The organism is Bordetella petrii (genome assembly GCF_017356245.1).
Lineage (GTDB): Bacteria > Pseudomonadota > Gammaproteobacteria > Burkholderiales > Burkholderiaceae_B > Bordetella_A > Bordetella_A petrii_D.
This window is the reverse complement of sequence record NZ_JAFMZZ010000001.1, coordinates 1654763-1679910: the sequence shown is the minus strand read 5'-3', so window position 1 is coordinate 1679910 and position 25148 is coordinate 1654763. Positions and strand designations below refer to the sequence as shown.

The following is a 25148-nucleotide window of genomic DNA, read 5'->3' as shown; positions in this document are numbered from 1 at the left end:
CCGTCAGCCCTTCAGGCGATCGAGTTCGTCAACGTTGATCGTGTTCAGGTTGCGGAACAGCAGCACCAGAATCGCCAGCCCGATGGCGGCTTCAGCGGCCGCCACCGTCAGGATGAAAAACACGAACACCTGGCCGGCGGTGTCGCCGAACCAGCTGGAGAACGCCACGAAGTTCATGTTGACGGCCAGCAGCACGAGCTCGATGGACATCAGCAGGATGATCAGGTTGCGGCGGTTCAGGAAGATGCCGAAGATGCCGATGGCGAACAGGATCGCGCCCAGCACCAGGTAATGGGCCAGCGTCAGCGTCATTCTTTTTCTCCTTGGGCGTCGTCGGACGGCGTGGACACGCGGCCCTGGGCGCGGTCGCTCTGCGCCGGCATGCTGACCAGGCGGAAGCGGTCTTTGGCGCGCACGCGCACCGCGGCGGCCGGATCGTTGTACTTGGCGTCGCGGCGGCGGCGCAGCGTCAGCGAGATGGCGGCGATCATGCCCACCAGCAGCAGCGCGGCGCCGACTTCCACGGCGTACACGTACTGGGTGTACATGGCCTCGCCCAGCGCGCGGGTGTTGTTGTAGTCGGCGGCCATGGACGCCTGCGGGCCGGCGCCGTGCCAGGTGGCGCCCAGCACGAACGACATCTCGACCACCAGCACGGCGCCGATGATGAGGCCCAGCGGCAGATAAGTCTTGAGCCCGTGGCGCAGCGTGTCGATGCGGATGTCGAGCATCATGACCACGAACAGGAACAGCACCATAACGGCGCCCACGTACACCAGCACCAGCAGCAGGGCCAGGAATTCGGCGCCCAGCAGCATCCAGAGCATGGCGGCGTTGGCGAAGGCCAGGATCAGGTGCAGGACGGCGGTGACGGGACTGCGCGCGGTGATGACGCGGAACGCGGCGATCACCAGGACGGCGGCCAATATGTAGAACAGGACAGTGGTAAATGTCATGGATCAGACCTTAGGCGTCAGCGGTATGGCGCGTCTTCGGCCCGGCGGCGGGCGATTTCGGCTTCGTAGCGGTCGCCCACGGCGAGCAGCATGTCTTTGGTGAAGTAGAGGTCGCCGCGCTTTTCACCGTGGTATTCGTGGATATGGGTTTCCACGATGGAGTCCACGGGGCAGCTTTCTTCACAGAAGCCGCAGAAAATGCACTTGGTGAGATCGATGTCGTAGCGCGTGGTGCGGCGGGTGCCGTCGTCGCGCTGGTCCGATTCGATGGTGATGGCCAGCGCCGGGCAGACGGCTTCGCACAGCTTGCAGGCGATGCAGCGCTCTTCCCCGTTGGGGTAGCGGCGCAATGCGTGCAGCCCGCGGAAGCGCGCCGAGGTCGGCGTTTTTTCCATCGGGTAGCGCAAGGTGACCTTGCGCTTGAAGAAGTACTTGCCCGTCAGGCGCATGCCCTTGAGCAGTTCGGCCAGCATCAGGCTGCCGAAGAAATCTTTGATCGCTTCCATATCCTGCCTCAGCTTGGCGCGTCAGCGCCAAATGTTCCAGGGCGTCTGCATCCAGATCGCCACCACGACCAGCCACACGCCGGTCAGCGGGATGAATATCTTCCAGCCCAAACGCATGATCTGGTCGTAGCGGTAGCGCGGGAACGACGCACGGAACCACACGAACAGCGAGACCACGAAGAATGTCTTGACGCCCAGCCAGATCCAGCCCGGGATCCAGTTCAGCGGCGCGATGTCGATCGGCGAAGTCCAGCCGCCCAGGAACATGATGGATGCCATGCACGACAGCAGGATCATGTTGGCGTATTCGCCCAGGAAGAACAGCGCGAAGGCCATGCCCGAGTATTCGACCATGTGGCCGGCCACGATTTCGGATTCACCTTCCACCACGTCGAACGGGTGGCGGTTGGTTTCGGCCACGGCCGAGATCACGTAGATGACGAACAGCGGCAGCAGCGGCAGCCAGTTCCAGGACAGGAACGTCAGGCCGTGGTCGGCGAACCAGCCGCGTGTCTGGCCCAGCACGATCTCGGACATGTTCAGGCTGCCCGACACCAGCAGCACCGTGACCAGCACGAAGCCGATGGCGAGTTCGTACGACACCATCTGCGCCGAGGCGCGCAGCGCCCCCAGGAACGCGTACTTGGAGTTCGACGCCCAGCCGGCCACGATGACGCCATAGACGCCGATGGAGGTGATGGCCATGACGTACAGCAGGCCGGCATTGACGTTGGCCAGCACGACTTCGGGGCCGAACGGCACCACCGCCCAGGCCGCCAGCGCCGGCATCAGGGTGACCACCGGCGCCACCACGAACAGCACCTTGTTGGCCTGCGTGGGCACCACGACTTCTTTGGTGAGCAGCTTGAACACGTCGGCGAACGGCTGCAGCAGGCCGCGGAAGCCGACGCGGGTCGGGCCCAGGCGCACGTGCATCCAGCCGATCATCTTGCGTTCCCAGTACGTGAGATAGGCCACGCACAGGATGATGGGAACCGCGATGACGACGATCTTGACGAGCGTCCAGAGCACCAGCCAGACCGTCGGGCCCAGCAGGGCCTGACCGTGGCTTTCAAGAATATCGAGCCATTCCATGTCAGGCACGCTCCACGCTGATTTCACCGAAGGCGCCGCCCAGGGCGGCGGTTTGCTCGAATGCCGCCGAAATGCGCACCGCGCGGTCGGCCACGGCGTCGTCTTGCACGGTTTCGAGCTCGGCCGAGCCGGCCGGGCCGGTAACGCGCACCCGGACCCCGGCAGCCAGCCCCAGGCCGGCCAGCGTGGCGCCGTTCATGCGCGCGGTGGGCGCCTGCGAGGCGGGCGCATCCTGCAACGGCCCGGAGCGGCGCACCATGGCATCGCTGCGGTAGATGGGCACGTCGGCGACGCGCTCGAGGCCCGCCGCGGCTTGCCCCAGCCCGCGCGCGGCCTTGATGTCGTTGGACAGACGGCTTTCGACGCCGCCCGCCAGGGCGGTATCGCGCACCGATTCGGAAGTTTCGTCTTCGAAGCCCTGCAGCTGCAGCACATTGCCCAGCACGCGCAGCACCTTCCAGCCCGGACGGGTCTGGCCCAGCGGCGCCACCGTGCCCTTGAAGCTCTGCGGCAGGCCCTGCGCATTGACGAAGGTGCCCGAGGTTTCGGTGAACGGGGCAACCGGCAGCATGACGTCGGCCCAGTCTTGCGCGGCCGATGCGTACGGGGTCAGGGCGACGGCGAACTCGGCGCCGCGCAGCGCGGCCACGGCCTGCGGGCCGTTGTCGGCATCCAGGGACGGCTCGGCGTGCAGCACGATGTAGGCCTTGAGCGGCTCGGCCAGCATGGCGGCGGCGGTTTTGCCGCCCTGCCCCGGCACGGCGCCGGCCAGGTAGCCGCCCACCGTATTGCCGCCCGACGTCAGGAAGCCGAAGCGCGCGCCGGCCAGGTCGGCCACGCTGCGCGCATTGGCGGCCAGCAGCGAGGCCTGCGGCGCGGCCACGGCCATGTTGCCCATCAGCACGGCGACGTTCGAGCCCGAAGCCAGGCTGGCGGCAACCAGCTTGGCGTTTTCATCGGGCGTGACGCCGGCGAATTCGGCCGGCACCGGCTGTTCTTTGGCCTGGGCCAGCGCCACGGCCACCTGGGCCAGCGCCTGAGGCAGGCCGGACGGCGCCACGGTGATGCGCGCAGCGACCGGCATGAGGGGGTCGTCGGCCGCGCTGTCGACCAGCAGGACCTGCGTGCCGCGCTTGGCGGCCTGGCGCAGGCGCTGCGCCATCAGGGGATGGTCTTTGCGCAGGAACGAGCCCACCACCAGCACGCGATCGAGCGCGTCGAGATCGGCCACCGGCATGCCCAGCCAGGGGGCGCCGGACAGGGCCGCGTCGAAGCCGGGATCGGTTTGGCGCAGACGGAAATCGATGTTCTCGGAGCCCAGGGCGCGCACCAGGCGGCCCAGCAGCGCGAATTCTTCGGTGGTGGCGTATTCGGCCGCCAGGGCGCCGATCTGGCCGCCGCCATGGCTGTCGCGCACCCGCGACAGGCCTTGCGCCACGGCCTGCAGCGCGTCGGCCCACGAGGCTTCCTGCCATTGGCCGTCGGCGCCCTTGATCATGGGCGCGGCCAGGCGGTCTTCGCTGTTGAGGCCTTCGTACGAGAAGCGGTCGCGGTCGCTGATCCAGCACTCGTTGAGCGCTTCGTCTTCGAACGGCACCACCCGCATGACGCGGTCGCCCTTGACCTGGATGACCAGGTTGGCGCCCAGGCTGTCGTGCGGACTGACCGCGCGGCGGCGCGCCAGTTCCCAGGTGCGGGCCGTGTAGCGGAACGGCTTGGAGGTCAGCGCGCCCACGGGACAGAGGTCGATCATGTTGCCCGACAGTTCGGACTCGACCGAGCGGCCCACGAACGAGGTGATCTCGGAATGCTCGCCGCGGCCCAGCATGCCCAGTTCCATCAGGCCGCCGATTTCCTGGCCGAAGCGCACGCAGCGCGTGCAATGGATGCAGCGGGCCATTTCTTCGGCCGACACCAGCGGGCCGAGGTCTTTGTGGAAGACCACGCGCTTTTCTTCGCGATAGCGCGAAGTCGAGCCGCCGTAGCCCACCGCCAGATCCTGCAGCTGGCACTCGCCGCCCTGATCGCAGATGGGGCAATCGAGCGGGTGGTTGATCAGCAGGAATTCCATGACCGACTTCTGGGCGGCCTTGGCTTTTTCAGAGCAGGTGTGCACCACCATGCCATTGGTGGCAGGCGTGGCGCAGGCGGGCAGCGCCTTGGGCGCCTTTTCCACTTCAACCAGGCACATGCGGCAGTTGGCCGCGATGGACAGTTTCTTGTGGTAGCAGAAATGCGGCACATACAGGCCGAGCTTCTGGGCCGCATGCATCACCATGCTGCCCTCGGGGACTTCGACCTGATTGCCGTCGACGGTTAGTTCAACCATTGCTGTTCCTGAGACCTACAGATATTGCGGGACCACACACGACTTGTGTTCGATGTGGTGCGCGAATTCGTCGCGATAGTGCTTGAGGAAGCCGCGCACCGGCATGGCGGCGGCATCGCCCAGGGCGCAGATCGTGCGGCCCATGATGTTGCCGGCCACGCTGTCGAGCAGGTCGAGGTCTTCCTGGCGACCCTGGCCGTGTTCGATGCGATGGACCATGCGGTAGAGCCAGCCGGTGCCTTCACGGCACGGTGTGCACTGGCCGCAGCTTTCTTCGAAATAGAAATACGACAGCCGCAGCAGCGACTTCACCATGCAGCGGGTTTCGTCCATGACGATGACCGCGCCCGACCCCAGCATGGAGCCCGCCTTGGCGATGGCGTCGTAGTCCATGGTGGTGTCCATCATGATGTCGGCCGGCAGCACCGGAGCGCTGGAGCCGCCCGGAATGACGGCCTTGAGCTTCTTGCCGCCGCGCATGCCGCCGGCCAGCTCGAGCAGCTTGGCGAACGGCGTGCCCAGCGGGATTTCGTAGTTGCCCGGACGTTCGACGTCGCCCGTGATCGAGAACACCTTGGTGCCGCCGTTGTTGGGCTTGCCGACTTCGAGATAGGCCTGGCCGCCGTTGCGGATGATCCAGGGCACCGCCGCGAAGGTTTCGGTGTTGTTGATGGTGGTGGGCTTGCCGTACAGGCCGAAGCTGGCGGGAAACGGCGGCTTGAAGCGCGGCTGGCCCTTCTTGCCTTCCAGCGATTCGAGCAGCGCGGTTTCCTCGCCGCAGATGTACGCGCCGTAGCCGTGGAAGGCATGCAGCTGGAAGCTGAACTCGGAACCCAGGATCTTGTCGCCCAGGAAGCCGGCGGCGCGAGCTTCTTCCAGGGCTTCTTCGAAGCGTTCGTACACTTCGAAGATTTCGCCGTGGATGTAGTTGTAGCCGACGCTGATGCCCATGGCGTAGGCGGCGATGGCCATGCCTTCGATCACGATGTGCGGGTTGAAGCGCAGGATGTCGCGGTCTTTGAAGGTGCCGGGCTCGCCTTCGTCGGAATTGCACACCAGGTACTTCTGGCCCGGGAAGGCGCGCGGCATGAAGCTCCACTTCAGGCCGGTGGGAAAGCCCGCGCCGCCGCGGCCGCGCAGGCCCGAGGCCTTGACTTCGGCGATGACGTCTTCGGGCTTCATGCCGGACGACAGGATCTTGCGCAAGGCCTCGTAGCCGCCGCGCTGCACGTAGTCTTGCAGGTGCCAGTTGCTGCCGTCGAGGTCGGCCAGGATCTGCGGCCCGATGTGCCGGCCGTGCAGGCACATGGAATTGGACAGGTCGTTCAGGGGGTTGGGATCGAGCCCCTGCGCCAGGGTCTTGTACAGGTCGGGCGCGTTCATGCCGACTCTCCCTGGGCCTTCAGGCCCTGAACCAGCGCATCGATTTTTTCTTCGGTCATGCGCACGCACATATGCTTGTTGTTGACGATGAGCACGGGGGAATCGCCGCAGGCGCCCATGCATTCGCCCTCGACCAGCGTGAACAGGCCGTCGGGCGTGGTTTCGCGATAGTCGACGCCGAGCTTGCGCTTGAGGAAGTCGCCGGCTTTTTCGCCGTCGCGCAAGGCACAGGGCAGGTTCGTGCAAACCGCGATCTTGTGCTTGCCGACCGGCTTGATATCGAACATGTTGTAGAACGTGGCGACTTCCTGCACCGCGATGGGCGGCACGCCGATGTAGTTGGCCACGTCTTCAAGGACTTCGGGGGACAGCCAGCCTTTTTCTTCTTGCGCGATGGCAAGCGAAGCCATGATGGCCGACTGCCGCTGGTCGGCCGGGAACTTGGCGAGTTCCCGATCGATTTTCTGGTAGGCCTGTTCGGAAAGCAGCATAGTTTGAATCCGGGTTATGCGGGGCGTTCGGGCTGGTGGTCAGCGGTCGATTTCGCCGAAAACGATGTCCTGTGTGCCGATGATGGTGACGGCGTCGGCGATCATGTGGCCGCGCGCCATTTCATCGAGCGATTGCAGGTGGGCAAAGCCCGGCGCCCGAATCTTCAGGCGGTAAGGCTTGTTGGCGCCGTCGGACACCAGGTAGATGCCGAATTCGCCTTTCGGGTGTTCGACCGAGGCGAAAGCTTCGCCCGGCGGCACGTGGAAACCTTCAGTGAAGAGCTTGAAATGGTGGATCAGGTCTTCCATGTTGGTTTTCATGCCGGTGCGGCTGGGCGGCGCAACCTTGTGGTTCTCGATCATGACCGGACCCGGGTTGTTGCGCAGCCATTCGACGCACTGGCGGATGATGCGGTTGCTTTCGCGCATTTCGGCGATGCGCACCAGGTAGCGGTCGTAGCAGTCGCCGTTGACGCCGACGGGCACGTCGAATTCGACCAGATCGTAGACTTCGTAGGGCTGCATCTTGCGCAGGTCCCAGGCCACGCCGGAACCGCGCAGCATGGGGCCGGTGAAGCCCAGCGCCTTGGCGCGTTCGGGGTCGACCACGCCGATGCCGACCAGGCGCTGCTTCCAGATGCGGTTGTCGGTGAGCAGGGTTTCGTATTCGTCGATGCAGGCCGGGAACCGGTTGGTGAAATCTTCGATGAAATCGAGCAGCGAACCCGAACGCGCGTCGTTCATGATGCGCATGTCTTTCTCGCCGCGGTACTTGCTGCTTTCGCCGTACTGCGGCATGGCGTCGGGCAGGTCGCGGTAGACGCCGCCCGGCCGGTAGTAGGCCGCGTGCATTCGCGCGCCCGAGACGGCTTCGTAGCAGTCCATCAGGTCTTCGCGTTCGCGGAAGGCATACAGGAACACGGCCATGGCGCCCACGTCGAGCGCGTGCGAGCCCAGCGACATCAGGTGGTTGAGCAGGCGCGTGATCTCGTCGAACATGACGCGGATGTATTGCGCGCGCAGCGGCGGCTCGATGCCCAGCAGCTTTTCGATGGCCATGACGTACGCGTGCTCGTTGCACATCATGGAGACGTAATCGAGGCGGTCCATGTAGGGCAGCGCCTGGATGTAGGTCTTGTGCTCGGCCAGTTTTTCGGTGGCGCGGTGCAGCAGGCCGATGTGCGGGTCGGCGCGCTGGATGACTTCGCCGTCGAGCTCGAGCACCAGGCGCAGCACACCGTGCGCGGCCGGGTGCTGCGGGCCGAAGTTCAGGGTGTAGTTCTTGATTTCTGCCATGATTTAACGCCCCAGGCCGTAGGAGTCTTCACGCACGACGCGCGGGGTGATTTCGCGCGGATCGATGGTGACCGGCTGGTAGATGACGCGCTTCTGTTCGGGGTCGTAGCGCATTTCGACCGTGCCCGACAGGGGGAAGTCTTTGCGGAACGGATGGCCGATGAAGCCGTAGTCGGTAAGGATGCGGCGCAGGTCGGGGTGGCCTTCGAAGACAATGCCGTACAGGTCGAAGGCTTCGCGTTCGAACCAGTTCACGCCGGGCCAGCAATCGATCAGCGAGCCCACCATGGGGAAGTCGTCGTCGGGGGCCCAGGTGCGCACGCGCAGGCGCCAGTTGTGCGCGATGGACAGCAGGTGCACCACCACGGCGTAGCGCGAACGCTGCACGCCGGCGACCTTTTCTTCACCGGCCTGGCGGCTGCCATTGCCCCAGGTGAGGTAGTCGACGCCGCACAGGTCGATGCAGGTTTCGAAGCTCAGGCTGGCATCGGCGCGCAGTTTGTTGCAGACGGCCAGCCATTGGTCGGCCGGCACTTCCAGCGTGAATTCGCCGAGCGCTTCGGTCAGGGCGATTTCCGCCCCCAGCGCGGCCTGCAGGTTGTGTTTCAGGGTTTCGAGCCTGGTCATCGTCATGATCGCTTAGGTAAACCGATATGCTGACGCGGGGCGCCGGCCAAACGTATTGCCGGCGCCGGTGCGGTCAGCGGGCAATGGTGTTGGTCAGGCGGATCTTGTTCTGCATTTGCAGCAGCCCATAGACCAGCGCTTCGGCCGTGGGCGGACAGCCCGGCACGTAGACATCGACCGGCACGATGCGATCGCAGCCGCGCACCACCGAATACGAGTAGTGGTAGTACCCGCCCCCGTTGGCACACGAGCCCATGGACACGACCCAGCGCGGCTCGGGCATCTGGTCGTAGACCTTGCGCAGCGCCGGCGCCATTTTGTTGCACAGCGTGCCGGCCACGATCATCAGGTCGGACTGGCGCGGGCTGGGGCGGAAAATGATGCCGAACTGGTCGAGGTCGTAGCGCGCCGCGCCGGCGTGCATCATTTCGACCGCGCAACAGGCCAGGCCGAAGGTCATGGGCCACATCGAGCCTGTTTTTGCCCAGTTGAGGAACTTGTCGGCACTGGTAGTGATAAAACCTTGCTTGAGGATGCCGTCTATAGCCATATTGGTCTCTGATAGCGGAAAGACGTGGGTTATTCCCAGTCCAGCGCGCCCTTTTTCCATTCGTAGATGAAGCCGACCGTGAGGACCGCCAGGAAGACCATGACGGTCCAGAAGCCGACCAGGCCGACCGTGCCGTGGGCAATGGCCCAGGGGAACAGGAAGGCGATTTCGAGGTCGAACAGAATGAAGAGGATGGCGACCAGGTAATAGCGCACATCGAACTTCATGCGGGCGTCTTCGAAGGCTTCGAAGCCGCACTCGTAGGCCGAAAGTTTTTCGGCATAGGGACGCCGCGGCCCCAGGAGCGAACCTGCCGTCAGCAGCGCAAACCCGATGAGGGTAGCCACCGCAATAAACAGCAGGACGGGAAAATACTGTTGCAAGTTCATTCTGGCGTCCGTCAAATGCGCAAACCTTCAGATTGTAGCATTTGCTAAGTGACTGTCCGCTGAACCTGGCAGCTCGAAAACAAGAAAGCATTGACCTTCGGCAGGAACGAAAAAGCCACCCCGAAGGGTGGCTTTTTGCAGGCCGGCCGAAGCCTGCCTGCGCGCTTGGAATCGAAGCGGGGCTTGCGCCCCGCAGCCGATTAGAAGCGGTGACGGATACCGACGCCGACAGCCGTGCTCTTCACGTCGTCGATGAAGGCATAGTTCTTGGCGTACGAACCGTAAGCGTACAGGTTGGTGCGCTTGGACAGGTCGTAGGTGTAGCCCAGCGAGAAGACGTTCATCTTTTCTTCGCCGCCAGTCAGCTTGTCGTTGCTGGGGTCAACCATCTGCCACGAACCGAACAGCTTCGAAGCGCCGCCGATGGGGGCCGACAGGCCGACCATGTACGAATTGGCCTTGAAGCCGTCAGCGAAGACGTTCGAGGTCAGGACGGTGCCGTCAACGCCGTTGATGCCTTGGCCGCCGAACCAGCCGTCGGTGGTGCGGGCGTAGGCCAGCGAGAGCTTGACCACTTCGAAGTCATACGAACCGCCGATGCCGTACGAACGCGGGGTGGCGTCGACTTGCTCTTGAGCCTGGTTGTTCGAGGCGTTCAGCTGGTCGTACGACAGAGCGACGTTCAGCGGGCCGTTCACGTAACGCAGGCCGGTGGTGATGCCACGGACGTTGTCGGCGGTGCGGAAGCCAACGCGGTCGTCGGCAGCCTCGTCATCCACGCTGAACGAGTAGCCAACGCCAAACTGGAAGCCGCTGTAGGACGGGGTCTGGTACATGACCATGTTGTCCCAACGAACGGTGTTGGCGGCGCTGATGCCCATGCCGATGTTGGCTTGGCCGAAGCCGGCGCCGAACGGATCGATCGAGCCGAAGTACTTCGACGTGATGTTGGTTTGACGACCGAAGTCCAGACGGCCCCAGCTGTCGCTTTGCAGACCGATGGTGGCTTGACGACCGAACAGGCGGCCGCCTTGAGCGGAGCTACCGTTGCCGGAGTTGAAGCCGCTTTCCAGTTGGAACACGGCTTGCAGGCCGTCACCCAGATCTTCGGTGCCACGCAGGCCCCAGCGCGAACCGTTCTGCACGCCGTTGATCATGCCGATGCGGCTGCCATCGAAACCGTCGCCCTTGACCTTGTTGTAGCCGATACCGGTGTCGATGAGGCCGTACAGCGTCACCGAGGTTTCTGCCTGGGCCACACCGGCGAAACCGGCGAGCAGGGCGGCAGCGAGCAGAGTCTTTTTCATTTAAGAAATCTCCGTTGATTTGAGTGACAAGAGCAGCAATGCTTGCGTCAGCCTGCCGCCCCCCTAACTCCGCGAAGGGAAGTTGACGCTATTGCATCAAAAAACCCAGGGACTGGCTATGGTCGCCGCCAGAAAAGTGCCGGTTCGGCGCCAGTGATGTTGGTATCTTGCAACATGCGGGACATCTGGGCGGAGCCGTCTCAGTGTTTACCCTGCATGCCGGCCGGAGCCAGTATTCATGCCGTTTCATGCGAGATCGCGGCACACTGGCAGCCCCGGCGCCAATATTGCTTTGGTAACGCGGCACAATCCTGGATACAGGACAGCACAGACTCGATACATCTATGTCGGCCCCGGAAGAGCGGGCGGCGGGATGCAATGATTGCGCCAGAAATAACAACGTTATTAAATAGAAGCATCGCTATATTCCGCCTGCCGCCCTGTATGGAACCCGACTTTGCCCCCGCCGCCACGCGCGCGCAGCAGCTCACTGCCCTGCGGCGCCAGCTTATCCTGGAAGCGGCGCAGCGGGTGTTCGAGCGCGATGGCCTGGAAAAGACCACGGTGCGGGCCATCGCCAAAGAGGCCGGCTGCACTACGGGCGCCATCTACCCCTGGTTCGGCGGCAAAGAAGCCATTTATGCCGAGCTGCTCGAAGCTTCGCTGGCGAGGCTGCACGGGCAGCTGGACCACGCCCTGGACGGCAGTCCCGCCGGGGCGGCGCGTCGCGTCGTGGAGGCCTTCTTCCAGTATTACGCCGGGCGCGCCACCGAGTTCTCGCTGGGCATGTACCTGTTCCAGGGGCTGGGCCCGCGGGGCCTGGGCCGCGAGGCGGACGAGCGGCTGAACGTGCGCCTGCGCCGCTGCGTGGCGCAGCTGGGCCACGGCCTGCGCCTGGCCAAGCAGTGGCCGGACGATGTCGTAGCCGCGGAGCAGATGCAAGTATTCACATACCTGATGGGCCTGCTGCTGCTGTTTCATACCCGCCGCCTGAAGTCCCTGGGCCAGCAGGCCGACGAGCTGCTGGAACGTTTCTGCACGACGCTGGAGCAACGCCAATGACACTGCCCTCTTCCACGCCCCGCATCAGCGTGGCGGATTTCCACCGCCTGCTGGCCGAGCAGCATCCGTTCGCCGAGGTGCTGGGCGTGCAGATCACCGATATCGGCCACGGCACGGCGCGGGCCATTCTGCCGGCGCGCGACGCCCACCAGCGCCTGGGCGGCATCGTGGCGGGCCCCATGCTGATGGGGCTGGCCGACCTGGCGCTGTATGCCGCGGTGGTGGGCGCCACAGGCCAAGCCGGGGCGGTCACGGCCAGCCTGACCATCAATTTCCTGCGCAAGAGCCCCGCGGGCGCGGTGGTGGCCGAGGCGCGGCTGCTGAAAACGGGCCGCCTGGCCGCCGGCGAAGTCGTGCTGCACGGCGAGCACGCCTCGGAACCGGTGGCCCATATTGTCAGCACCTGGTCGGTGCCGGCGCCATGACCGCGCCGCTGCCTCCCCGGGTGGGCATCATCGGCCTGGGCACGGCCGGCAGCGCGGCCGCCCGCAAGCTGCTGGCGGCCGCGCCGCCCGAACTGGCCCTGACCGTCTTCGACAAGGCGCCGGCGCAATGCGAACCCTTCCGCGGCGCAGCCACGCTGGCGGCCACGGCCGACGAGGCCCTGCGCGAATCGGACGTGGTGGTGCTGGCGCTGCCGGGCCAGCGCGAAATCGACCGCACGCTAGAGCGCTTCAGCGACGGCAAGGTGGGCGCGGACATCCGCGGCAAGCTGCTCTGGAACTTGCGCGCCCTTCCGCCGGCCGCGACGGCCGGCCTGCGCAGCGCGGTGCAGGCGGCCGGCGCCACCTATGTGGCGGGCGCGGCCGACGAAACCCTGGCGGCGCGCATGCTGCCGCCGCGTTTCGATACTGCCAGCGCGCGGGCGGTGTTGCAGGCTATGCGCGCCGCCTGAAGGCGCGCAGGCGTTCGGCGCCGGCCAGGCACAGCGCCAGCCACGCCAGGCTGAGCGCAAAGCCGGCGACCACATCGCTGAGATAGTGCACCTGCAGCAGCACCCGGCTGACGCCGATGGCGATGATCAGGGCCGCGGCGCCCGCCAGGCAGGGCGCGTGCCAGCGCGGCGGCAGGACGCGCAGCGCCAGATAGCAGGCGAATCCGTAAACCGCCAGGGCCGCCGAGGCGTGGCCGCTGGGAAAGCTCCAGCCGTCGGCGCTGACATAGCCATGGACATGTTCCGGCCGCACGCGCTGGAACAGGTGCTTGAGCGCCTGGTTGAGCGCGCCCGCGCCGCCGGTGGCGACTGCGCAGGCCAGCGCCAGCCCCCATTGCCGCCGCCACAGCAGCGCAACGGTCATGCCGACGGCGATCACCGTGAGCAGGTCGCGGTCGCCCAGGTAGGTGAACCACGACAGCAGCCACAGCAGCGACGGCGGCATCGACAGGCTGAGTTGGGACGCCAGGGCGTCATCGAGGCCGACCAGGCCGGCTTGCAGGCTCATGGCCGCCGCCAGCCCCAGGAAGACCGCCCCGGCTCCCGCCGCCACGCCCCAGCAGACCCAGGCCGGGCGCGCATGCGCACGCGGCCCCAGCCGGTGGCCCAGCCATCCGGCGCACAGGCCGGCCACGGCCGGCACGGCCAGGAATATCAACAGAGGATGGGCGGCAACCCAATCGATGCAGGCGTTCATGCGATGGCGGAAGTGCGCGGCGGCCGGGGCTTGTGCGCCCTAGCCGCCGCGTTGCAGGTCGAGCGTCTGGCTGGCCACACACTGGAATTCGCCGGAGCCGGCGGCGTAATCCCAGCGCTGGGCCGAACATTGATGCCGCCCATTATCGGTCAAATGGTCGATGACATTGACCGAATTGGAAATACCGCCGCGCACCCGGTGCGACACGGCGGTGCCGGCCTGGATGGTCCAGGCCCGGCGCGGCGCCGGGCCGGCCGCGCCATGGATGGGCAGGATGTACGGCAGGTGGATGTGCCCGCCCAGGATCAGGTCGGCGCCCGCATCGACCCAGGCGGGCACGGCCAGATCGCGGCCGATGAGCAGGTTGCTGCGATCGCTGTCGACGGCGGCGCGCACCGGATGGTGCAGCAGCACCACCCGCAGGCGCCCGGGGCCTGCTTCGCGCAGGCGCTGGGCCACCCGCAGCACCTGGCCGGCCGAGACCTGGCCGTTTTTGTGGCGGCCGGGGCGCGTGGAATTGACGCCGATGGCCAGCAGGCCGCCGGTTTCGACGACGGGCTCGAGATTGATGCCCAGCGCGCGCCGGTAGCCGCCATAGGGATCGAACAGGCGCGCTGCCAGGTTGAATAGCGGAATATCGTGATTGCCCGGCACTGCCAGCACGGGCCGCTGCAGGGCCTGCACGAAGCGGCGCGCGGCGGCGAACTGGGCGCGCCGGGCACGCTGCGTGATGTCGCCGCCCAGCAGCACCAGCTCGGGCTGCAGGCGCTGCGCCAGCGCCAGCAGCGCCCGCACCACCGGCTCGCGCTCGGTGCCGAAATGCGTGTCGGAAATATGCAGGATGCGCGTCATGCGCGTTCCGAGCGCTGCGCTTCGGGCGGCACCAGCAGTAACAAGGGTTGCGGCGATACGGTGAATTCCAGCGGAGCATCCAACCAGTGGATCTCGCCGTCCAGGGCCACCTTGACGCGCCGGCGCCCGCGCCCGACGCGCACGGTCAGGCGATCGAACCCGAAACTGAAGACGTGGTCGGCGTCGCCCAGCCGGCTGAGCCAGCCACGCAGCACCAGGCCGTACAAGGCCAGCGTGCCGGCCGGCCTGACGCCCATGGCCACCAGCCGGCAGCGCGCCAGCTCGTCGGCCTCGGCAATGCCCACTTGCTCGAGTTGCAGGGCATTGTTGCCGATCACGATGGTGGGCGTGCGCAGCTGGCGCACCTGCCCCTCGTGTTCGAGCTGCACGGCCAGCTGCCGGTGGGCCCGCGCCAGCGTGGCCAGGGCCGACCACAAAGCCACGGCCCGGCTGCGGCCAAAGCGCTGCTTGTAGGCCTCGCGGTCTTCCAGCAGCTGCGGGTACAGCCCCAGGCTGGCGTTGATCAGGAACACGCGGCCATTGACCAGGCCGACCTGCACCGGCTGGGGCCGGGCCGCGACCAGGCTGCGGGCGGCGGCTTCGGTATTCTGGGCAATGCCGTAGGTGCGGCCGAAGTAGTTGAAAGTGCCCTGCGGCAGGATGCCGAACGGCAGGCCCGTGCCCAGCACCACCTGGGCCACGGCGCTGAGCGTGCCGTCGCCGCCGGCGGCGACGACGATGCCGCCCTGCTGGCGGGCCCGCTCGACCGCGGCTTGCGCGGCGGCCGGCAATTGCCGCCCATCGTCGACGGGAATGAGCTCGTGGCGACGGCCCGCCGCATCGAGCACCTGGCGGATCGTGGCCTGGACGTCATGCGCATTGTCGCGGCCCGAACCCGTGTTCTGCACGATGAAGAACGGAGCCTGGCCGGTGGGATGAGGAGGCGCCATGCCCCAAAGATAGCGTGCCGGCGCACCGGCCGGCAAGCGTCGGCCGGCTAGAATAGCGGCCTTGCCCCATTTCCTCGCGCATCATCGTGTCGAACCGCGACGCCCCCTTCAGTTTCAAGAGCATAGCCGTCCCGGCGTTCGGGCCATCCATTCTCTACGGCGTCAGCAATGGCGCCATCCTGCCCGTGGTGGCCCTGAGCGCGCGCGAGCTGGACGCTTCGGTGGCGACGTCCGGCCTGATCGTGGCGCTGATCGGCATCGGATCGCTGGTCAGCAATATTCCGGCGGCGATGATCACCTCGCGCTACGGCGAGCGGCTGTCGATGATGGGCGCCGCGGCGCTCAGCGTGCTGGCGCTGCTGCTGTGCATTTTTGCGGGCCACGCATCGATGCTGGCAGTGGGCGTGTTCCTGATCGGCATGGCCTCGTCGGTGTTCATGCTGGCGCGCCAGACCTATATGATCGACGCCGTGCCCGCGTACATGCGCGCACGCGCCCTGTCGACGCTGGCCGGCACCATGCGGATCGGGGTGTTCGTGGGCCCGTTCGCCGGCGCCGCGCTGATTCACTTCATGGGCCTGCAGGGCGCCTACTGGGTAGCGGCGGTGGCCATGGCCGGCGCCGGCCTGATCGCCCACCTGGCCCCCGACATGACGCCGCCCGAGCGCCGCGATGCCGCCGTGCAGGCCAAGCCGCGCGTACTGGATGTCGCGCGGGCGCACCGGCGCGTGTTCCTGACCCTGGGGCTGGGCATTCTGCTGGTGAGCGCGGTGCGCGCCTCGCGCCAGGTGGTCATCCCGCTGTGGGCCGACCACCTGGGCATCAACCCCACCACCACCTCCATCATCTACGGCCTGGTGGCTGCCATCGACATGTCGGTGTTCTACCCGGCCGGCACGCTGATGGACCGGCGCGGCCGGCTGTGGGTGGCCGTGCCCTCTACCCTGCTGATGGGCTTTGCCCTGCTCGGCACCTCGCTGACCAGCGGCGTGGTGGGTTTCGTGATCGTGTCGATGATGCTGGGCATGGGCAACGGCATAGGTTCGGGCATTGTCATGACACTGGGCGCCGATGCCGCGCCGTCGGCGGGCCGCACCGAATTCCTGGGTATCTGGCGGCTGGTGGCCGACCTGGGCAGCAGCCTGGGGCCGGTGGTGCTGTCGGCCATTACCGCGCTGGTGTCATTGGCCGCCGCGGTGGCGGCGATGGGGGCTTTCGGGCTGGCGGGCGCCGCGGTGTTCTGGCATTGGCTGCCGCGCGGCAACCCGCCGGCCGGCGGCAAGAGCGCCTAGCGCCGATTGCGCCGGCCGCCGCCGCGGGCGCTACTGCGGCCGGCTGGCCCGGCTACAGCCCGCCATGCGGCGCAGCACGCCGTCGCGCCGCGCATAGTGGTGCCATAGCGCGGCCAGTGCGTGCAGCCCGGCCAGCACCACGATCACCCACGCCACGATATTGTGCAGGTCGCCGAAAAAACCCCGCTGCTCGCGCGTCAGCGGCAGCAGCTTCGGTATCGAGAACCAGCCAAAAAATGTGAAGGGCTCGCCCTGGGCCCAGCGGAACAGGAAACCCAATACGATCTGGGCCGCCAGCAGCAGGTAAAGCGCGTAGTGCACGCCCTTGGCGGTAACCTGCAGCACGCCGTGGGAAGCCGGCGGCAGCTGCCTGCCCGCGGTGGCGCGCCATACGACCCGCCATATGAACAATGCGGTCAGCAGCAGGCCCAGCGACACATGCAGCCCCTGCAGCGACTTGCGCGCAGGCGTGCCATGCGGCATGGCTTCCCACACCTGCGCCAGCACGAACAGCGCGATGACCAGCAGCGCGGTCAGCCAATGCAGGGCGATGGTGGTGCGGTCGTAGGCGGAGGCGGCGGTATCGAGGCGGGCGGTGCGTGTAAAAGGCATGCGGACGGCCTTGCGCGAAAGAGGGTTTCCAAGGGTAGCCCTGGAAACCTGACAGCTTGCTGACATTCGCCGGCTGCGCCGGCTAGCCGTAGCGGCTGCCCTCTTCCAGCAAGGCCGGCGTGCCGATCAGCGCATTGAGCTGGTCGAAGTCCAGCATGCGGTCGCGCCACGGGGCGGTGGTGCCCTGCTGCCGCAGGCTGCCGTAGTACGCCTGCAGCGCGTGGGCCACGGCGCGGGCCGTGCCGCCGGGAAAGATGACGATGCGGAAACCGCGCGCGGCCAGGGCGGCGGCGCTTTCGATGGGCGTCTGGCCGCCTTCCACCATATTGGCCAGCAGGGGCACGCGCGCGGCGAAGCGTGCGCAGGCGGCGTCCAGCTGGGCGGGCGAGCGCAGGGCCTCGATGAAAATGGCGTCGACCCCGCACTCGAGGTAGCGTTCGGCACGCTCGAAGGCGGCATCCAGCCCCTCGACCGCCACGGCGTCGGTGCGGGCCAGGATCAGGGTGGCGTCGCTGGCGCGCGCGTCCAGCGCGGCGCGCAGCTTGCCGCACATTTCGCCGGCGGGCACCAGCGACTTGCCCGCCAGGTGCCCGCAGCGCTTGGGAAAGCCCTGGTCTTCCAGCTGGATCATGGCCGCGCCGGCGCGCTCGAAGCCGCGCACCGTGCGCTGCACGTTCAGGGCATTGCCGAAGCCGGTGTCGCCGTCGACGATCACCGGGCAGCGCACCCGCTCGGTGATGCGCGCCAGCACGTCCTCGACTTCGGTGTAGGTAGTCAGGCCGACATCGGAGCGGCCCAGCCGCGTGTAGGCGATGGAGGCGCCCGACAGATACAGCGCGTCGAAGCCGGCCTGTTCGGCGATCAGGGCCGACAGCGCGTCGTAGATGCCGGGGGCCAGCACCGCCTGGCCGGCGGCCAGCTTGTCTTTCAAGGAACGTGGATTCATCAGGCTCTCAGGGGATATCGGGGCAGCGAGCCATCGGCGAGCCGGCGCTTCAACTGCATGAGCAGGCCGCCGGCCTGCACCATGTCGAGCAGGAAGCCTGGCACCGGTTCGCAGGGCAGCGCCGTGCCGTCGGCGCGCAGCACGCGGCAATTGGGCAGGTCGATGCCGACCTGCTCGCCTTCGGCGATTTCGCCGGCGCGCGGGCAGGTCAGCAGCAGCAGGCCCACGTTGAAGGCATTGCGGAAATACAGGCCGCTGAAGCTGGGCGCGATGACGGCCCGCAGGCCCAGCCGCACCAGGGCGGCGGCGGCCTGCTCGCGCGACGAACCGATGCCGAAGTTGCGGCCGGCCACCAGCACGTCGCCGGCCCGCACGCCGCCGGCGAAGTCGGGGCGCACGCCCTCCAGGCAATGGCAGGCGATCTCGGCAATGCCGAACTTCATGTAGCCGCCGGGCGCGAGCTGGTCGGTATCGATATCGTCGCCGACGCGCCAGGCTTTGTGGGTGTGGTTCATGGCAGGACCTCGCGGGGGTCGGCAATGCGCCCGGCCAGGGCCGAGGCCGCCACCGTATAAGGAGACGCCAGGTAGACCCGGGCGCTGGCCGCCCCCATGCGGCCTTTGAAGTTGCGCGCCGTGGTGGCGATGACATTGGCGCCTTCGGGAATGGAGCCCCCATAGCCCGAGCAGGCGCCGCACGTGGTGGGCAGCAGCGTGGCGCCGGCCTGCAGCAGCGCGGGCAGCACGCCCTCGGCCTCGGCGGCGGCCTGGTCGCGCTGGCTGGCGGGCGCCACCATCAGGCTGACACCGGCCGCGATTTGCCGCCCCCGCAGCACGCGGGCGGCGGCCCGCAAGTCGTCGAGCTTGGCGCCGGTACAGGCGCCGATGTAGGCTACCTGGACCGGCGTGCGGCCATACGATTGCACCGGCGCGGCATTGGCCGGGCTGTGCGGAGTGGCCACCTGGGGTTCGAGCGCCGTGGCGTCGAACTCGTGCCATTGCGCGGCGGCATCGGGATCGGAATGCCAGCCGGTCGTATCGACAGCGGCCACGCCGGCCTGGCGCAAATAGCCGGACGTGACGGCATCGGGAGCCACCAGCCCGGCCTGGGCGCCGAGTTCGGCCGACATGTTCGACAGGGTCATGCGTTCCTGCATGGACAGCGCGCGCACCGCCTCGCCGCAGAATTCCACGGCCTGATACCGGCCGCCGTTCATGCCGAACCGCCCGATCATGTGCAGCATCATGTCCTTCGCCGTGACGCCGGGGGCCAGCCGGCCATTCCAGCGCATCATCAGCGTGTCGGGCACCCGCATCCAGATTTCGCCGCTGGCGACCACGCCCAGCATTTCGGTGCTGCCCACGCCGAACATGTACGCGCCGAAGGCGCCCCCGGTGGGCGAATGCGAGTCGCCCCCCACGCAGAACATGCCCGGGCGCACGTGGCCATGCTCGGACACCACCACATGGCAGATGCCCACCGAGTCGTACACGTGGGGCAGCGCCTGTTCGCGCGCCCAGTCGCGGGCGATGCGGATGATGCGGCGCGATTCGTCGTCGGCCTCGGGCACGTAGTGGTCCATCACCAGCACCACTTTGGAACGGTCCCACAGGCCGGTGCCGAGCTCTTCGAGCATGGGCTTGAGTCGGCGCGGGCCGCTGGAATCGTGGAACATGGCCAGGTCGACCTTGCAGGTCAGGATTTCGCCGACGCGCACGGCGTCGCGGCCGGACGCGGCGGCCAGCAGCTTCTGGGCCAGGGTCTGGGCAGGCATGGGAAAAGGCCTATTCAAGCGCTCGCCTCGACCGGCATGGCAGCCGGCAGCCAGGTAGGCTGGCCGGGCATGTCGTGGGCTTGCATATTCATGCGGTATTCGTAGCGGTCGGGCCGGTACTGGGCATGCAGCCATTCCACCGGCCGGCCGGATTCGTCGCGCACCACCCGGTGCAGGCTGAGCAGCGCCGACCCCACTGCAACACCAAGCTGTTCGGCCACGCCAGGCTCGGCCAGCACCGCCGAAATCGATTGCTCGGCCCGTGCCACGCGCACGTTCAGATCGCGGAAAATTGCCAGCAGCGGCTTGGATCCGAGATCTTTGCGGCGGATGCGCTGGCCAATGTCGCCCGGCACAAAGGTGACAAGATAGGAAAACGGCAGATGCTGATGGCTGCGCACCCGCACCGAGCGCTGCACCGGCGCCCCCGCCGCCAATTCCAGGCGCGCCGCCACTTGGGGCGAGGCCGGCACCGTATCGAACTCCAGCAGGCGCACCTGCGTCTGCATGCCCATGCGGGCCATGTGCGCGATCAGCGCGTCGATATCGGAGCTTTGCTGCGGTACCGATAGCAGCGCGGGACCGGCAACGAAGGTGCCGCGGCCCTGGCGGCGCTCGATCAGGCCTTCGGCCTCCAGTGCGTCGAGCGAGCGGCGGATGGTCAGCCGCGACACGCCGTATTCGGCTGCCAGCGCGTTCTCGCCCGGCATGGCCACATCGGGGGCAAAACCGCTTGCCTGCAACCGCTGTTTCAGCAACAGATATACCTTGTGGTACAGGGGCAGCGGGCTATCGGACACAGTGGACTCCTGAAAATCAATTGACCGTGGCGCCAGTGAACTTGACGATCTCGGCGTAGCGTTCGATGTCTTTGCGCACGAAGGCATCCAGTTCTTCCGGACTGCTGCTGACCGCGACGGCGGCATCGCGCTCGAGCAATTGGCGGAACTCGGGCGTATTGACCGCCTTGCGCGCCGCGGCGTTGAGCATCGCGAGCGTCTTGGGCGGCAGCTTGGCCGGGCCGAACAGGGCGAACCACGCATTGGATTCGAAACCCTTGATGGTATCGCCGATGGGCGGCACGCCGGGAAACTGGGGCAGCGCCTGCGGGCTGGTGACGCCCAGCGCCTTGAGCGCCCCATTGTTGATGTGCGACAGGACATTGAGCGAACTGGCGAACATCATATCCACCTGGCCGCCGAGCAGATCGTTGATGGCCGGCGAGGTGCCCTTGTATGGCACATTCAGGATATCCAGGCCGGCCATCATCTTCATGCGCTCGCCGGCCATGTGGACCGACGAACCAATAGCCGCCAGCGCCATCGTGTATTTACCCGGATGGGCTTTCACCAGCGATACGAATTCGGGCATGCTCTGCGCCGGAAAATCCTTGCGCGCGACCAGCACGCTGGGCACGTTCGCCAGCATGCTGATGGGCGTGAAATCGCGCAGCGGATCGAACGGCAGGTTGCGGTAAAGCGACGCATTGATGGAAAAGCTGGTGAACGTGACCAGCAGCGTATTGCCATCGGGATTGCTCTTGGCGACGTAGTCGGCGGCAATGTTGCCGCCCGCGCCCGGCTTGTTTTCGACCAGCACGGTGCGCTTGAGATCCAGCGCCATGTGCTGCGCAATGCTGCGCGCGACCGTATCGGTAGTGCCGCCCGGCGGGGCGCCCACGACCAGCTTGATGGCGTCGCCCTGCGCAAGGGCGGGGGCCAGCGGCAAGGCCAGCGCGCCCAAGAGCGCGCCGCCCATGACAACGCGTTGCAGTCTTTGCATGGATTGTCTCCTGATATGTTGTATTGATGACAATACAAGTATACCTAAACGAATCCGTGCGGGGCAAGCAGGCGGTGATCGCCGAGGTGTCTGACACCCCTCGGGAGTCAGACACCTGCGGACATCTGCGGGAAAAGAGGCAGCGGGATCAGTTGTTGTCGCGGGCGCTGTCGGCCTCGTGCATGGCCAGGCGGAACAGCAGCAGCACACAGGCCAGCAGGCCCGCCCCCGCCAGCAGCCAGCCGGCCGGTTCGCCCAGCCAGGGCACCGCCAGCAGCGGAGCCGCCAGGCCGGCCAGGGGCGCCAGGATGAGACAGGCCATGAACGCGCGCCGGCTATCGCCGGCCCGGGCCGGCGCGGTGCGCGGGCGGGCCTGATGGGTGGAACGCGCCTTGCGTGCGCGTTCTCGTTCGAACTCCACATACACCACTGCCATAAGCCCCTCCTAGCTTACTTCCGCGCACGGCACCTGCCCTGTGCGGAATTCCGGCCTGGCGCCGCGGCATGGCCGGGCTGTGCCGCCCGGTCCGCCGCGAACCCCAGTGGGTTTGTCTCGCGAACTGTTGTTAGTTCAATGAATACTCTTATCCTGGCCGCACCGCAATCGGGTATTGCGCGAATGCCACAGTCAGCACGCCAGCCGCAGGCATTGCATGAAGTACGCCGCGTGCTCGGATTCGGCCTCGCCGTCGCGCCACACCATGCCGATGGCGCCCCGGCTTTGCATGGCCAGCGGCAGGATCCGCAGCAGGCCCTGCTGTTCGAAATGCTCGGCCAGGCCGCGCGACACCGGCATCACCAGGTCCGAACCGGCCAGCAGCGCGACGTTGGTCTGCACCGACGAAGAGGCGATTACCTGGCGCGGCGCGGGCTGCCCGGCCAACGCCAGTTCGTAGTCGAGCCGGATGCGCAGGGGCGCGGAGGCGTCGGGCGACATCCACGGAAACGCCAGCACGGCTTTCCAGGTGACGCGGCGCATTCCGGCCAGCGGGTGGGTACAGCCCACCGCCAGGCAGATCGGGTCTTCGTACAGCGCCTCGCAGCGCAGCCCGTCGGGAAAAGTCTGCTGTTCGAGCCGCCCCACCAGCACGTCGTGCCGGCCTTGCAGCAGGTGCGGCGCCAGGTGGTTCAGCGAGTTTTCCACGACATGGATCATCACCCCGGGATAAGCGGCCCGGAAGCGCTGGATGCTGGCCGGCAACAGCACCGGGGCCACCGTGGGGGAACAGCCGATTTCCAGGGTGCCGGTGGCGCCGCTGGCCAGTTGCGCCATGGCATGGTGCGCGCGGTCCAGCTTGCCGATGATGGCGCGGGCATGCTCTTGCAGCGCCAGCGCATGTGCGGTGGGCGCGATGCCGCGCGCCTGACGCTCGAACAAAGGCAGGCCGATGTCCTGCTCCAGGTCTTTCAGCCATTTTGAAAGGGCCGGCTGCGTGATGTTCAGTTCGGCGGCAACCTGGCTGAGATTGCCGGCTTCGCACAGGCGCACCAGGATCTCGAGATGGCGCAGGCGGATGCGGTGGGTCCAGTTCATGATGCGCGGCAATTTTCGGCCGGTAAGCCATAAATTCAAAGTTATGCTTATCTAATAATATTTCATTATTCATTTATGGATAAGGCGGCCATAATTTTCCCGCATCGCAACTGCGCCTGCCCGCGCCGCTTTCCGGGAACACCATGCCGCCGAATTTCCTGCTCTTCATTACCGACCAGCAACGCGCCGACCACCTGGGCTGCTACGGCAACCCGATCGTGCGCACGCCCGAACTGGATGCGCTGGCGCGGCAGGGCTGGTCGGCGGACCGCTTCTATGTGGGCTCGCCGATCTGCATGCCCAACCGCGCCACCCTGATGACCGGCCGCCTGCCTTCGGTGCACGGCGCGCGCCACAACGGCATTCCCCTGTCGCAGCGCGCCACCACTTTTGTCGAACGCCTGCGGCAAGCCGGCTATGCCACGGCCCTGGTGGGCAAATCGCATTTGCAGAACATGACGGGCAAGCCGGCGATCTGGCCGCCCGCCGACGACGCCAGCGTGGGCGAAGCCTGGGCCGATGAAGCGGGCGACTATTGCCAGGAATGGGGCCCGCTGTGGCAGAACGATCCGGGCCACGACCTGGCCACCCCGTTCTATGGTTTTGCGCGCGTGGCGCTGGCCGTCGACCATGGCGACCAGGTCTGGGGGCACTATGAGCGCTGGCTGGCCGCCGAGCATCCCGACGTGCGCCGCCTGTGGGGCCCGGAGCACGCCCTGCCCGCGCCCGGCTTCGAGCTGGCCAGGCACCGCCAGGCATGGCGCACCCGCGTGCCGGAAGACTGTTCCACCAATGCCTATGTGGGCGACCAGGCCATCGCGCTGCTGCGCGAAAACGCGGCGCGGGGCACGCCGTTTTTCATCCAGTGCTCGTTTCCCGACCCGCACCATCCCTTCACGCCGCATGGCAAGTACTGGGACATGTACCGGCCCGACGAGATCGACCTGCCGGCGTCGTTCCATGCCAGCGCGGCGCCGGGCCACCAGCCGCCGCCGCACGTGGCCTGGCTGCGCGGGCAGCGCGATGCGGGCAAGGCCGTCAAGCACACTCCCGCCATGTTCGCCTGCACCGAACGTGAAGCGCGCGAGGCCATTGCGCTGAACTACGGCTCGATCTCGCACATCGACGCCACCGTCGGCCGGGTGATGCAGGCCCTGCGCGACTACGGCCTGGATGACAATACGGTGGTGATCTTCACCAGCGACCACGGCGATTTCTTCGGCGACCACCAGCTGCTGTGGAAGGGCCCGGTGCACTACCAGGGCCTGATCCGCACGCCGTTCATCTGGCGCGATCCCCGGCAGGCGCCGCAGGCGCCGCGCAGCCAGGCCCTGTGCTCGACCGCCGATATCGCCCCGACCATCCTGGCACGCGCCGGATTGCCGGCCTACAACGGCATGCAGGGGTGCTCGCTGCTGCCCGTGATGCAGGGCAAAAGCGCCGGCGTGCGCGACGCCGTGCTGGTGGAAGAGGAAAACCAGCGCGTGCTGTTCGGGCTGCCGGGCCGCATGCGCATGCGCACGCTGCAGACCGCGCGCCACCGGCTCAGCGTCTATGCCGACGCGCCCTGGGGCGAGCTGTACGACCTGCGCGAAGACCCGATGGAGCTGCGCAACCTGTGGCACGACCCCGGCCACGCCGCGCTGCGCGGGGAACTGATGTTCGAGCTGTCGCGCACCATGATCCGCCACGCGGAAACCAGCCCGAACCCCACGGCCCTGGCCTGATTCGGCCAGACGGCCCACAGCCGCGCCATCCGAAGCGCGGCATCTCATTACTGGAGA

At 66.9% G+C, this 25148-nt stretch carries 28 protein-coding genes; 5 read left to right on the top strand and 23 right to left on the bottom strand.

The annotated features are described in order from the left end of the window. Positions 1 to 3: 3 nt before the first annotated feature. The 12 genes from nuoK to J2P76_RS08175 form a co-directional block, all read right to left on the bottom strand. Positions 4 to 312 (bottom strand): NADH-quinone oxidoreductase subunit NuoK, encoded by a 309-nt coding sequence (nuoK, locus tag J2P76_RS08230; protein ID WP_012248610.1) that lies wholly within the window; start codon positions 310 to 312, stop codon positions 4 to 6. Next, on the bottom strand, positions 309 to 956 hold the full coding sequence (locus J2P76_RS08225) for an NADH-quinone oxidoreductase subunit J (protein WP_207406103.1): 648 nt from the start codon (positions 954 to 956) through the stop codon (positions 309 to 311). The genes nuoK and J2P76_RS08225 overlap by 4 nt, the downstream gene beginning before the upstream one ends. A 17-nt stretch (positions 957 to 973) precedes the next feature. Next, positions 974 to 1462, bottom strand: a complete 489-nt coding sequence (gene nuoI / locus J2P76_RS08220) for an NADH-quinone oxidoreductase subunit NuoI (RefSeq protein WP_026640288.1) — start codon at positions 1460 to 1462, stop codon at positions 974 to 976. Positions 1463 to 1483: 21 nt separating this feature from the next. After that, a complete protein-coding gene (nuoH, locus tag J2P76_RS08215; RefSeq protein ID WP_207406102.1) occupies positions 1484 to 2557 on the bottom strand; it encodes an NADH-quinone oxidoreductase subunit NuoH in 1074 nt (357 codons plus the stop codon). Between the two features lies 1 nt (position 2558). Beyond that, a complete protein-coding gene (nuoG, locus tag J2P76_RS08210) occupies positions 2559 to 4886 on the bottom strand; it encodes an NADH-quinone oxidoreductase subunit NuoG (RefSeq protein ID WP_207406101.1) in 2328 nt (775 codons plus the stop codon). Between the two features lie 15 nt (positions 4887 to 4901). Next, complete coding sequence (gene nuoF, locus J2P76_RS08205) at positions 4902 to 6269, bottom strand: NADH-quinone oxidoreductase subunit NuoF (protein ID WP_207406099.1); 1368 nt, start codon at positions 6267 to 6269, stop codon at positions 4902 to 4904. Further along, positions 6266 to 6760 carry an NADH-quinone oxidoreductase subunit NuoE gene (gene nuoE / locus J2P76_RS08200; RefSeq protein ID WP_207406097.1) on the bottom strand — a complete coding sequence of 165 codons (495 nt, stop codon included), beginning with the start codon at positions 6758 to 6760 and terminating at the stop codon, positions 6266 to 6268. The genes nuoF and nuoE overlap by 4 nt, the downstream gene beginning before the upstream one ends. A gap of 39 nt (positions 6761 to 6799) precedes the next feature. Further along, a complete protein-coding gene (locus J2P76_RS08195) occupies positions 6800 to 8056 on the bottom strand; it encodes an NADH-quinone oxidoreductase subunit D (RefSeq protein WP_207406095.1) in 1257 nt (418 codons plus the stop codon). 3 nt (positions 8057 to 8059) lie between these two features. Next, positions 8060 to 8689: an NADH-quinone oxidoreductase subunit C gene (locus J2P76_RS08190; RefSeq protein ID WP_207406092.1), complete on the bottom strand. Its 630-nt coding sequence runs from the start codon at positions 8687 to 8689 to the stop codon at positions 8060 to 8062. Between the two features lie 67 nt (positions 8690 to 8756). Then, a complete protein-coding gene (locus J2P76_RS08185; RefSeq protein WP_006217960.1) occupies positions 8757 to 9233 on the bottom strand; it encodes a NuoB/complex I 20 kDa subunit family protein in 477 nt (158 codons plus the stop codon). 29 nt (positions 9234 to 9262) lie between these two features. After that, a complete protein-coding gene (locus J2P76_RS08180) occupies positions 9263 to 9622 on the bottom strand; it encodes an NADH-quinone oxidoreductase subunit A (RefSeq protein ID WP_207406090.1) in 360 nt (119 codons plus the stop codon). Positions 9623 to 9822: 200 nt separating this feature from the next. Beyond that, on the bottom strand, positions 9823 to 10929 hold the full coding sequence (locus J2P76_RS08175) for a porin (RefSeq protein ID WP_207406088.1): 1107 nt from the start codon (positions 10927 to 10929) through the stop codon (positions 9823 to 9825). A 444-nt stretch (positions 10930 to 11373) separates the two neighbouring features. Between J2P76_RS08175 and J2P76_RS08170 the strand changes: the two genes are divergently transcribed. The 3 genes from J2P76_RS08170 to J2P76_RS08160 are packed head-to-tail and all read left to right on the top strand — an operon-like array spanning position 11374 to position 12886. After that, complete coding sequence (locus J2P76_RS08170; RefSeq protein WP_207406086.1) at positions 11374 to 11991, top strand: TetR/AcrR family transcriptional regulator; 618 nt, start codon at positions 11374 to 11376, stop codon at positions 11989 to 11991. Beyond that, positions 11988 to 12416: a PaaI family thioesterase gene (locus tag J2P76_RS08165; protein ID WP_207406084.1), complete on the top strand. Its 429-nt coding sequence runs from the start codon at positions 11988 to 11990 to the stop codon at positions 12414 to 12416. Before J2P76_RS08170 ends, J2P76_RS08165 begins: the two co-directional genes overlap by 4 nt. Beyond that, entirely contained in the window at positions 12413 to 12886 is a 474-nt protein-coding gene (locus J2P76_RS08160; RefSeq protein ID WP_431603384.1) for an NAD(P)-binding domain-containing protein, read from the top strand. Before J2P76_RS08165 ends, J2P76_RS08160 begins: the two co-directional genes overlap by 4 nt. Here the strand turns inward: J2P76_RS08160 and J2P76_RS08155 are convergent. From J2P76_RS08155 to J2P76_RS08145, 3 genes are read right to left on the bottom strand one after another with little or no spacing between them, the layout of a single operon-like run. Beyond that, on the bottom strand, positions 12870 to 13622 hold the full coding sequence (locus tag J2P76_RS08155; RefSeq protein WP_207406082.1) for a phosphatase PAP2 family protein: 753 nt from the start codon (positions 13620 to 13622) through the stop codon (positions 12870 to 12872). The genes J2P76_RS08160 and J2P76_RS08155 overlap by 17 nt on opposite strands. Before the next feature lie 39 nt (positions 13623 to 13661). Beyond that, positions 13662 to 14474, bottom strand: coding sequence for a metallophosphoesterase family protein (locus J2P76_RS08150; protein ID WP_207406080.1), 813 nt, complete (start codon positions 14472 to 14474; stop codon positions 13662 to 13664). Then, the gene (locus J2P76_RS08145) at positions 14471 to 15424 is read right to left on the bottom strand and encodes a diacylglycerol/lipid kinase family protein (protein ID WP_207406076.1); all 954 of its coding nucleotides are present in this window, start codon (positions 15422 to 15424) and stop codon (positions 14471 to 14473) included. The genes J2P76_RS08150 and J2P76_RS08145 overlap by 4 nt, the downstream gene beginning before the upstream one ends. A gap of 86 nt (positions 15425 to 15510) precedes the next feature. On the opposite strand from J2P76_RS08145, the gene J2P76_RS08140 reads away from it, so the two are divergent. Further along, positions 15511 to 16716: an MFS transporter gene (locus J2P76_RS08140; RefSeq protein WP_207406063.1), complete on the top strand. Its 1206-nt coding sequence runs from the start codon at positions 15511 to 15513 to the stop codon at positions 16714 to 16716. A gap of 30 nt (positions 16717 to 16746) precedes the next feature. Here the strand turns inward: J2P76_RS08140 and J2P76_RS08135 are convergent, their stop codons facing one another. The 8 genes from J2P76_RS08135 to J2P76_RS08100 all read right to left on the bottom strand — a co-directional run bounded on the left by J2P76_RS08135 (position 16747) and on the right by J2P76_RS08100 (position 23364). Next, on the bottom strand, positions 16747 to 17328 hold the full coding sequence (locus J2P76_RS08135; protein ID WP_207406061.1) for a cytochrome b: 582 nt from the start codon (positions 17326 to 17328) through the stop codon (positions 16747 to 16749). Between the two features lie 82 nt (positions 17329 to 17410). Continuing rightward, complete coding sequence (locus J2P76_RS08130; protein WP_207406059.1) at positions 17411 to 18274, bottom strand: isocitrate lyase/PEP mutase family protein; 864 nt, start codon at positions 18272 to 18274, stop codon at positions 17411 to 17413. Then, positions 18274 to 18789, bottom strand: a complete 516-nt coding sequence (locus tag J2P76_RS08125; RefSeq protein WP_207406057.1) for a 3-isopropylmalate dehydratase — start codon at positions 18787 to 18789, stop codon at positions 18274 to 18276. The genes J2P76_RS08130 and J2P76_RS08125 overlap by 1 nt, the downstream gene beginning before the upstream one ends. Beyond that, complete coding sequence (locus J2P76_RS08120) at positions 18786 to 20048, bottom strand: 3-isopropylmalate dehydratase large subunit (protein WP_207406055.1); 1263 nt, start codon at positions 20046 to 20048, stop codon at positions 18786 to 18788. Before J2P76_RS08120 ends, J2P76_RS08125 begins: the two co-directional genes overlap by 4 nt. 14 nt (positions 20049 to 20062) lie before the next feature. Continuing rightward, positions 20063 to 20848, bottom strand: coding sequence for a UTRA domain-containing protein (locus J2P76_RS08115; RefSeq protein WP_207406053.1), 786 nt, complete (start codon positions 20846 to 20848; stop codon positions 20063 to 20065). Positions 20849 to 20864: 16 nt separating this feature from the next. Continuing rightward, positions 20865 to 21830 (bottom strand): tripartite tricarboxylate transporter substrate binding protein, encoded by a 966-nt coding sequence (locus tag J2P76_RS08110; protein WP_207406051.1) that lies wholly within the window; start codon positions 21828 to 21830, stop codon positions 20865 to 20867. Positions 21831 to 21978: 148 nt separating this feature from the next. After that, positions 21979 to 22266 (bottom strand): hypothetical protein, encoded by a 288-nt coding sequence (locus tag J2P76_RS08105; protein WP_207406049.1) that lies wholly within the window; start codon positions 22264 to 22266, stop codon positions 21979 to 21981. Between the two features lie 192 nt (positions 22267 to 22458). Beyond that, on the bottom strand, positions 22459 to 23364 hold the full coding sequence (locus tag J2P76_RS08100; protein ID WP_207406047.1) for a LysR substrate-binding domain-containing protein: 906 nt from the start codon (positions 23362 to 23364) through the stop codon (positions 22459 to 22461). 143 nt (positions 23365 to 23507) lie between these two features. Between J2P76_RS08100 and J2P76_RS08095 the strand changes: the two genes are divergently transcribed. Further along, complete coding sequence (locus J2P76_RS08095; RefSeq protein ID WP_207406045.1) at positions 23508 to 25091, top strand: sulfatase family protein; 1584 nt, start codon at positions 23508 to 23510, stop codon at positions 25089 to 25091. Positions 25092 to 25148: the final 57 nt, after the last annotated feature.

Coding starts and splice junctions, on each gene's coding strand:
- nuoK (WP_012248610.1), bottom strand. CDS start 312: ATGACGCTGACGCTGGCCCATTACCTGGTGCTGGGCGCGATCCTGTTC.
- J2P76_RS08225 (WP_207406103.1), bottom strand. CDS start 956: ATGACATTTACCACTGTCCTGTTCTACATATTGGCCGCCGTCCTGGTG.
- nuoI (WP_026640288.1), bottom strand. CDS start 1,462: ATGGAAGCGATCAAAGATTTCTTCGGCAGCCTGATGCTGGCCGAACTG.
- nuoH (WP_207406102.1), bottom strand. CDS start 2,557: ATGGAATGGCTCGATATTCTTGAAAGCCACGGTCAGGCCCTGCTGGGC.
- nuoG (WP_207406101.1), bottom strand. CDS start 4,886: ATGGTTGAACTAACCGTCGACGGCAATCAGGTCGAAGTCCCCGAGGGC.
- nuoF (WP_207406099.1), bottom strand. CDS start 6,269: ATGAACGCGCCCGACCTGTACAAGACCCTGGCGCAGGGGCTCGATCCC.
- nuoE (WP_207406097.1), bottom strand. CDS start 6,760: ATGCTGCTTTCCGAACAGGCCTACCAGAAAATCGATCGGGAACTCGCC.
- J2P76_RS08195 (WP_207406095.1), bottom strand. CDS start 8,056: ATGGCAGAAATCAAGAACTACACCCTGAACTTCGGCCCGCAGCACCCG.
- J2P76_RS08190 (WP_207406092.1), bottom strand. CDS start 8,689: ATGACGATGACCAGGCTCGAAACCCTGAAACACAACCTGCAGGCCGCG.
- J2P76_RS08185 (WP_006217960.1), bottom strand. CDS start 9,233: ATGGCTATAGACGGCATCCTCAAGCAAGGTTTTATCACTACCAGTGCC.
- J2P76_RS08180 (WP_207406090.1), bottom strand. CDS start 9,622: ATGAACTTGCAACAGTATTTTCCCGTCCTGCTGTTTATTGCGGTGGCT.
- J2P76_RS08175 (WP_207406088.1), bottom strand. CDS start 10,929: ATGAAAAAGACTCTGCTCGCTGCCGCCCTGCTCGCCGGTTTCGCCGGT.
- J2P76_RS08170 (WP_207406086.1), top strand. CDS start 11,374: ATGGAACCCGACTTTGCCCCCGCCGCCACGCGCGCGCAGCAGCTCACT.
- J2P76_RS08165 (WP_207406084.1), top strand. CDS start 11,988: ATGACACTGCCCTCTTCCACGCCCCGCATCAGCGTGGCGGATTTCCAC.
- J2P76_RS08160 (WP_431603384.1), top strand. CDS start 12,413: ATGACCGCGCCGCTGCCTCCCCGGGTGGGCATCATCGGCCTGGGCACG.
- J2P76_RS08155 (WP_207406082.1), bottom strand. CDS start 13,622: ATGAACGCCTGCATCGATTGGGTTGCCGCCCATCCTCTGTTGATATTC.
- J2P76_RS08150 (WP_207406080.1), bottom strand. CDS start 14,474: ATGACGCGCATCCTGCATATTTCCGACACGCATTTCGGCACCGAGCGC.
- J2P76_RS08145 (WP_207406076.1), bottom strand. CDS start 15,424: ATGGCGCCTCCTCATCCCACCGGCCAGGCTCCGTTCTTCATCGTGCAG.
- J2P76_RS08135 (WP_207406061.1), bottom strand. CDS start 17,328: ATGCCTTTTACACGCACCGCCCGCCTCGATACCGCCGCCTCCGCCTAC.
- J2P76_RS08130 (WP_207406059.1), bottom strand. CDS start 18,274: ATGAATCCACGTTCCTTGAAAGACAAGCTGGCCGCCGGCCAGGCGGTG.
- J2P76_RS08125 (WP_207406057.1), bottom strand. CDS start 18,789: ATGAACCACACCCACAAAGCCTGGCGCGTCGGCGACGATATCGATACC.
- J2P76_RS08120 (WP_207406055.1), bottom strand. CDS start 20,048: ATGCCTGCCCAGACCCTGGCCCAGAAGCTGCTGGCCGCCGCGTCCGGC.
- J2P76_RS08110 (WP_207406051.1), bottom strand. CDS start 21,830: ATGCAAAGACTGCAACGCGTTGTCATGGGCGGCGCGCTCTTGGGCGCG.
- J2P76_RS08105 (WP_207406049.1), bottom strand. CDS start 22,266: ATGGCAGTGGTGTATGTGGAGTTCGAACGAGAACGCGCACGCAAGGCG.
- J2P76_RS08100 (WP_207406047.1), bottom strand. CDS start 23,364: ATGAACTGGACCCACCGCATCCGCCTGCGCCATCTCGAGATCCTGGTG.
- J2P76_RS08095 (WP_207406045.1), top strand. CDS start 23,508: ATGCCGCCGAATTTCCTGCTCTTCATTACCGACCAGCAACGCGCCGAC.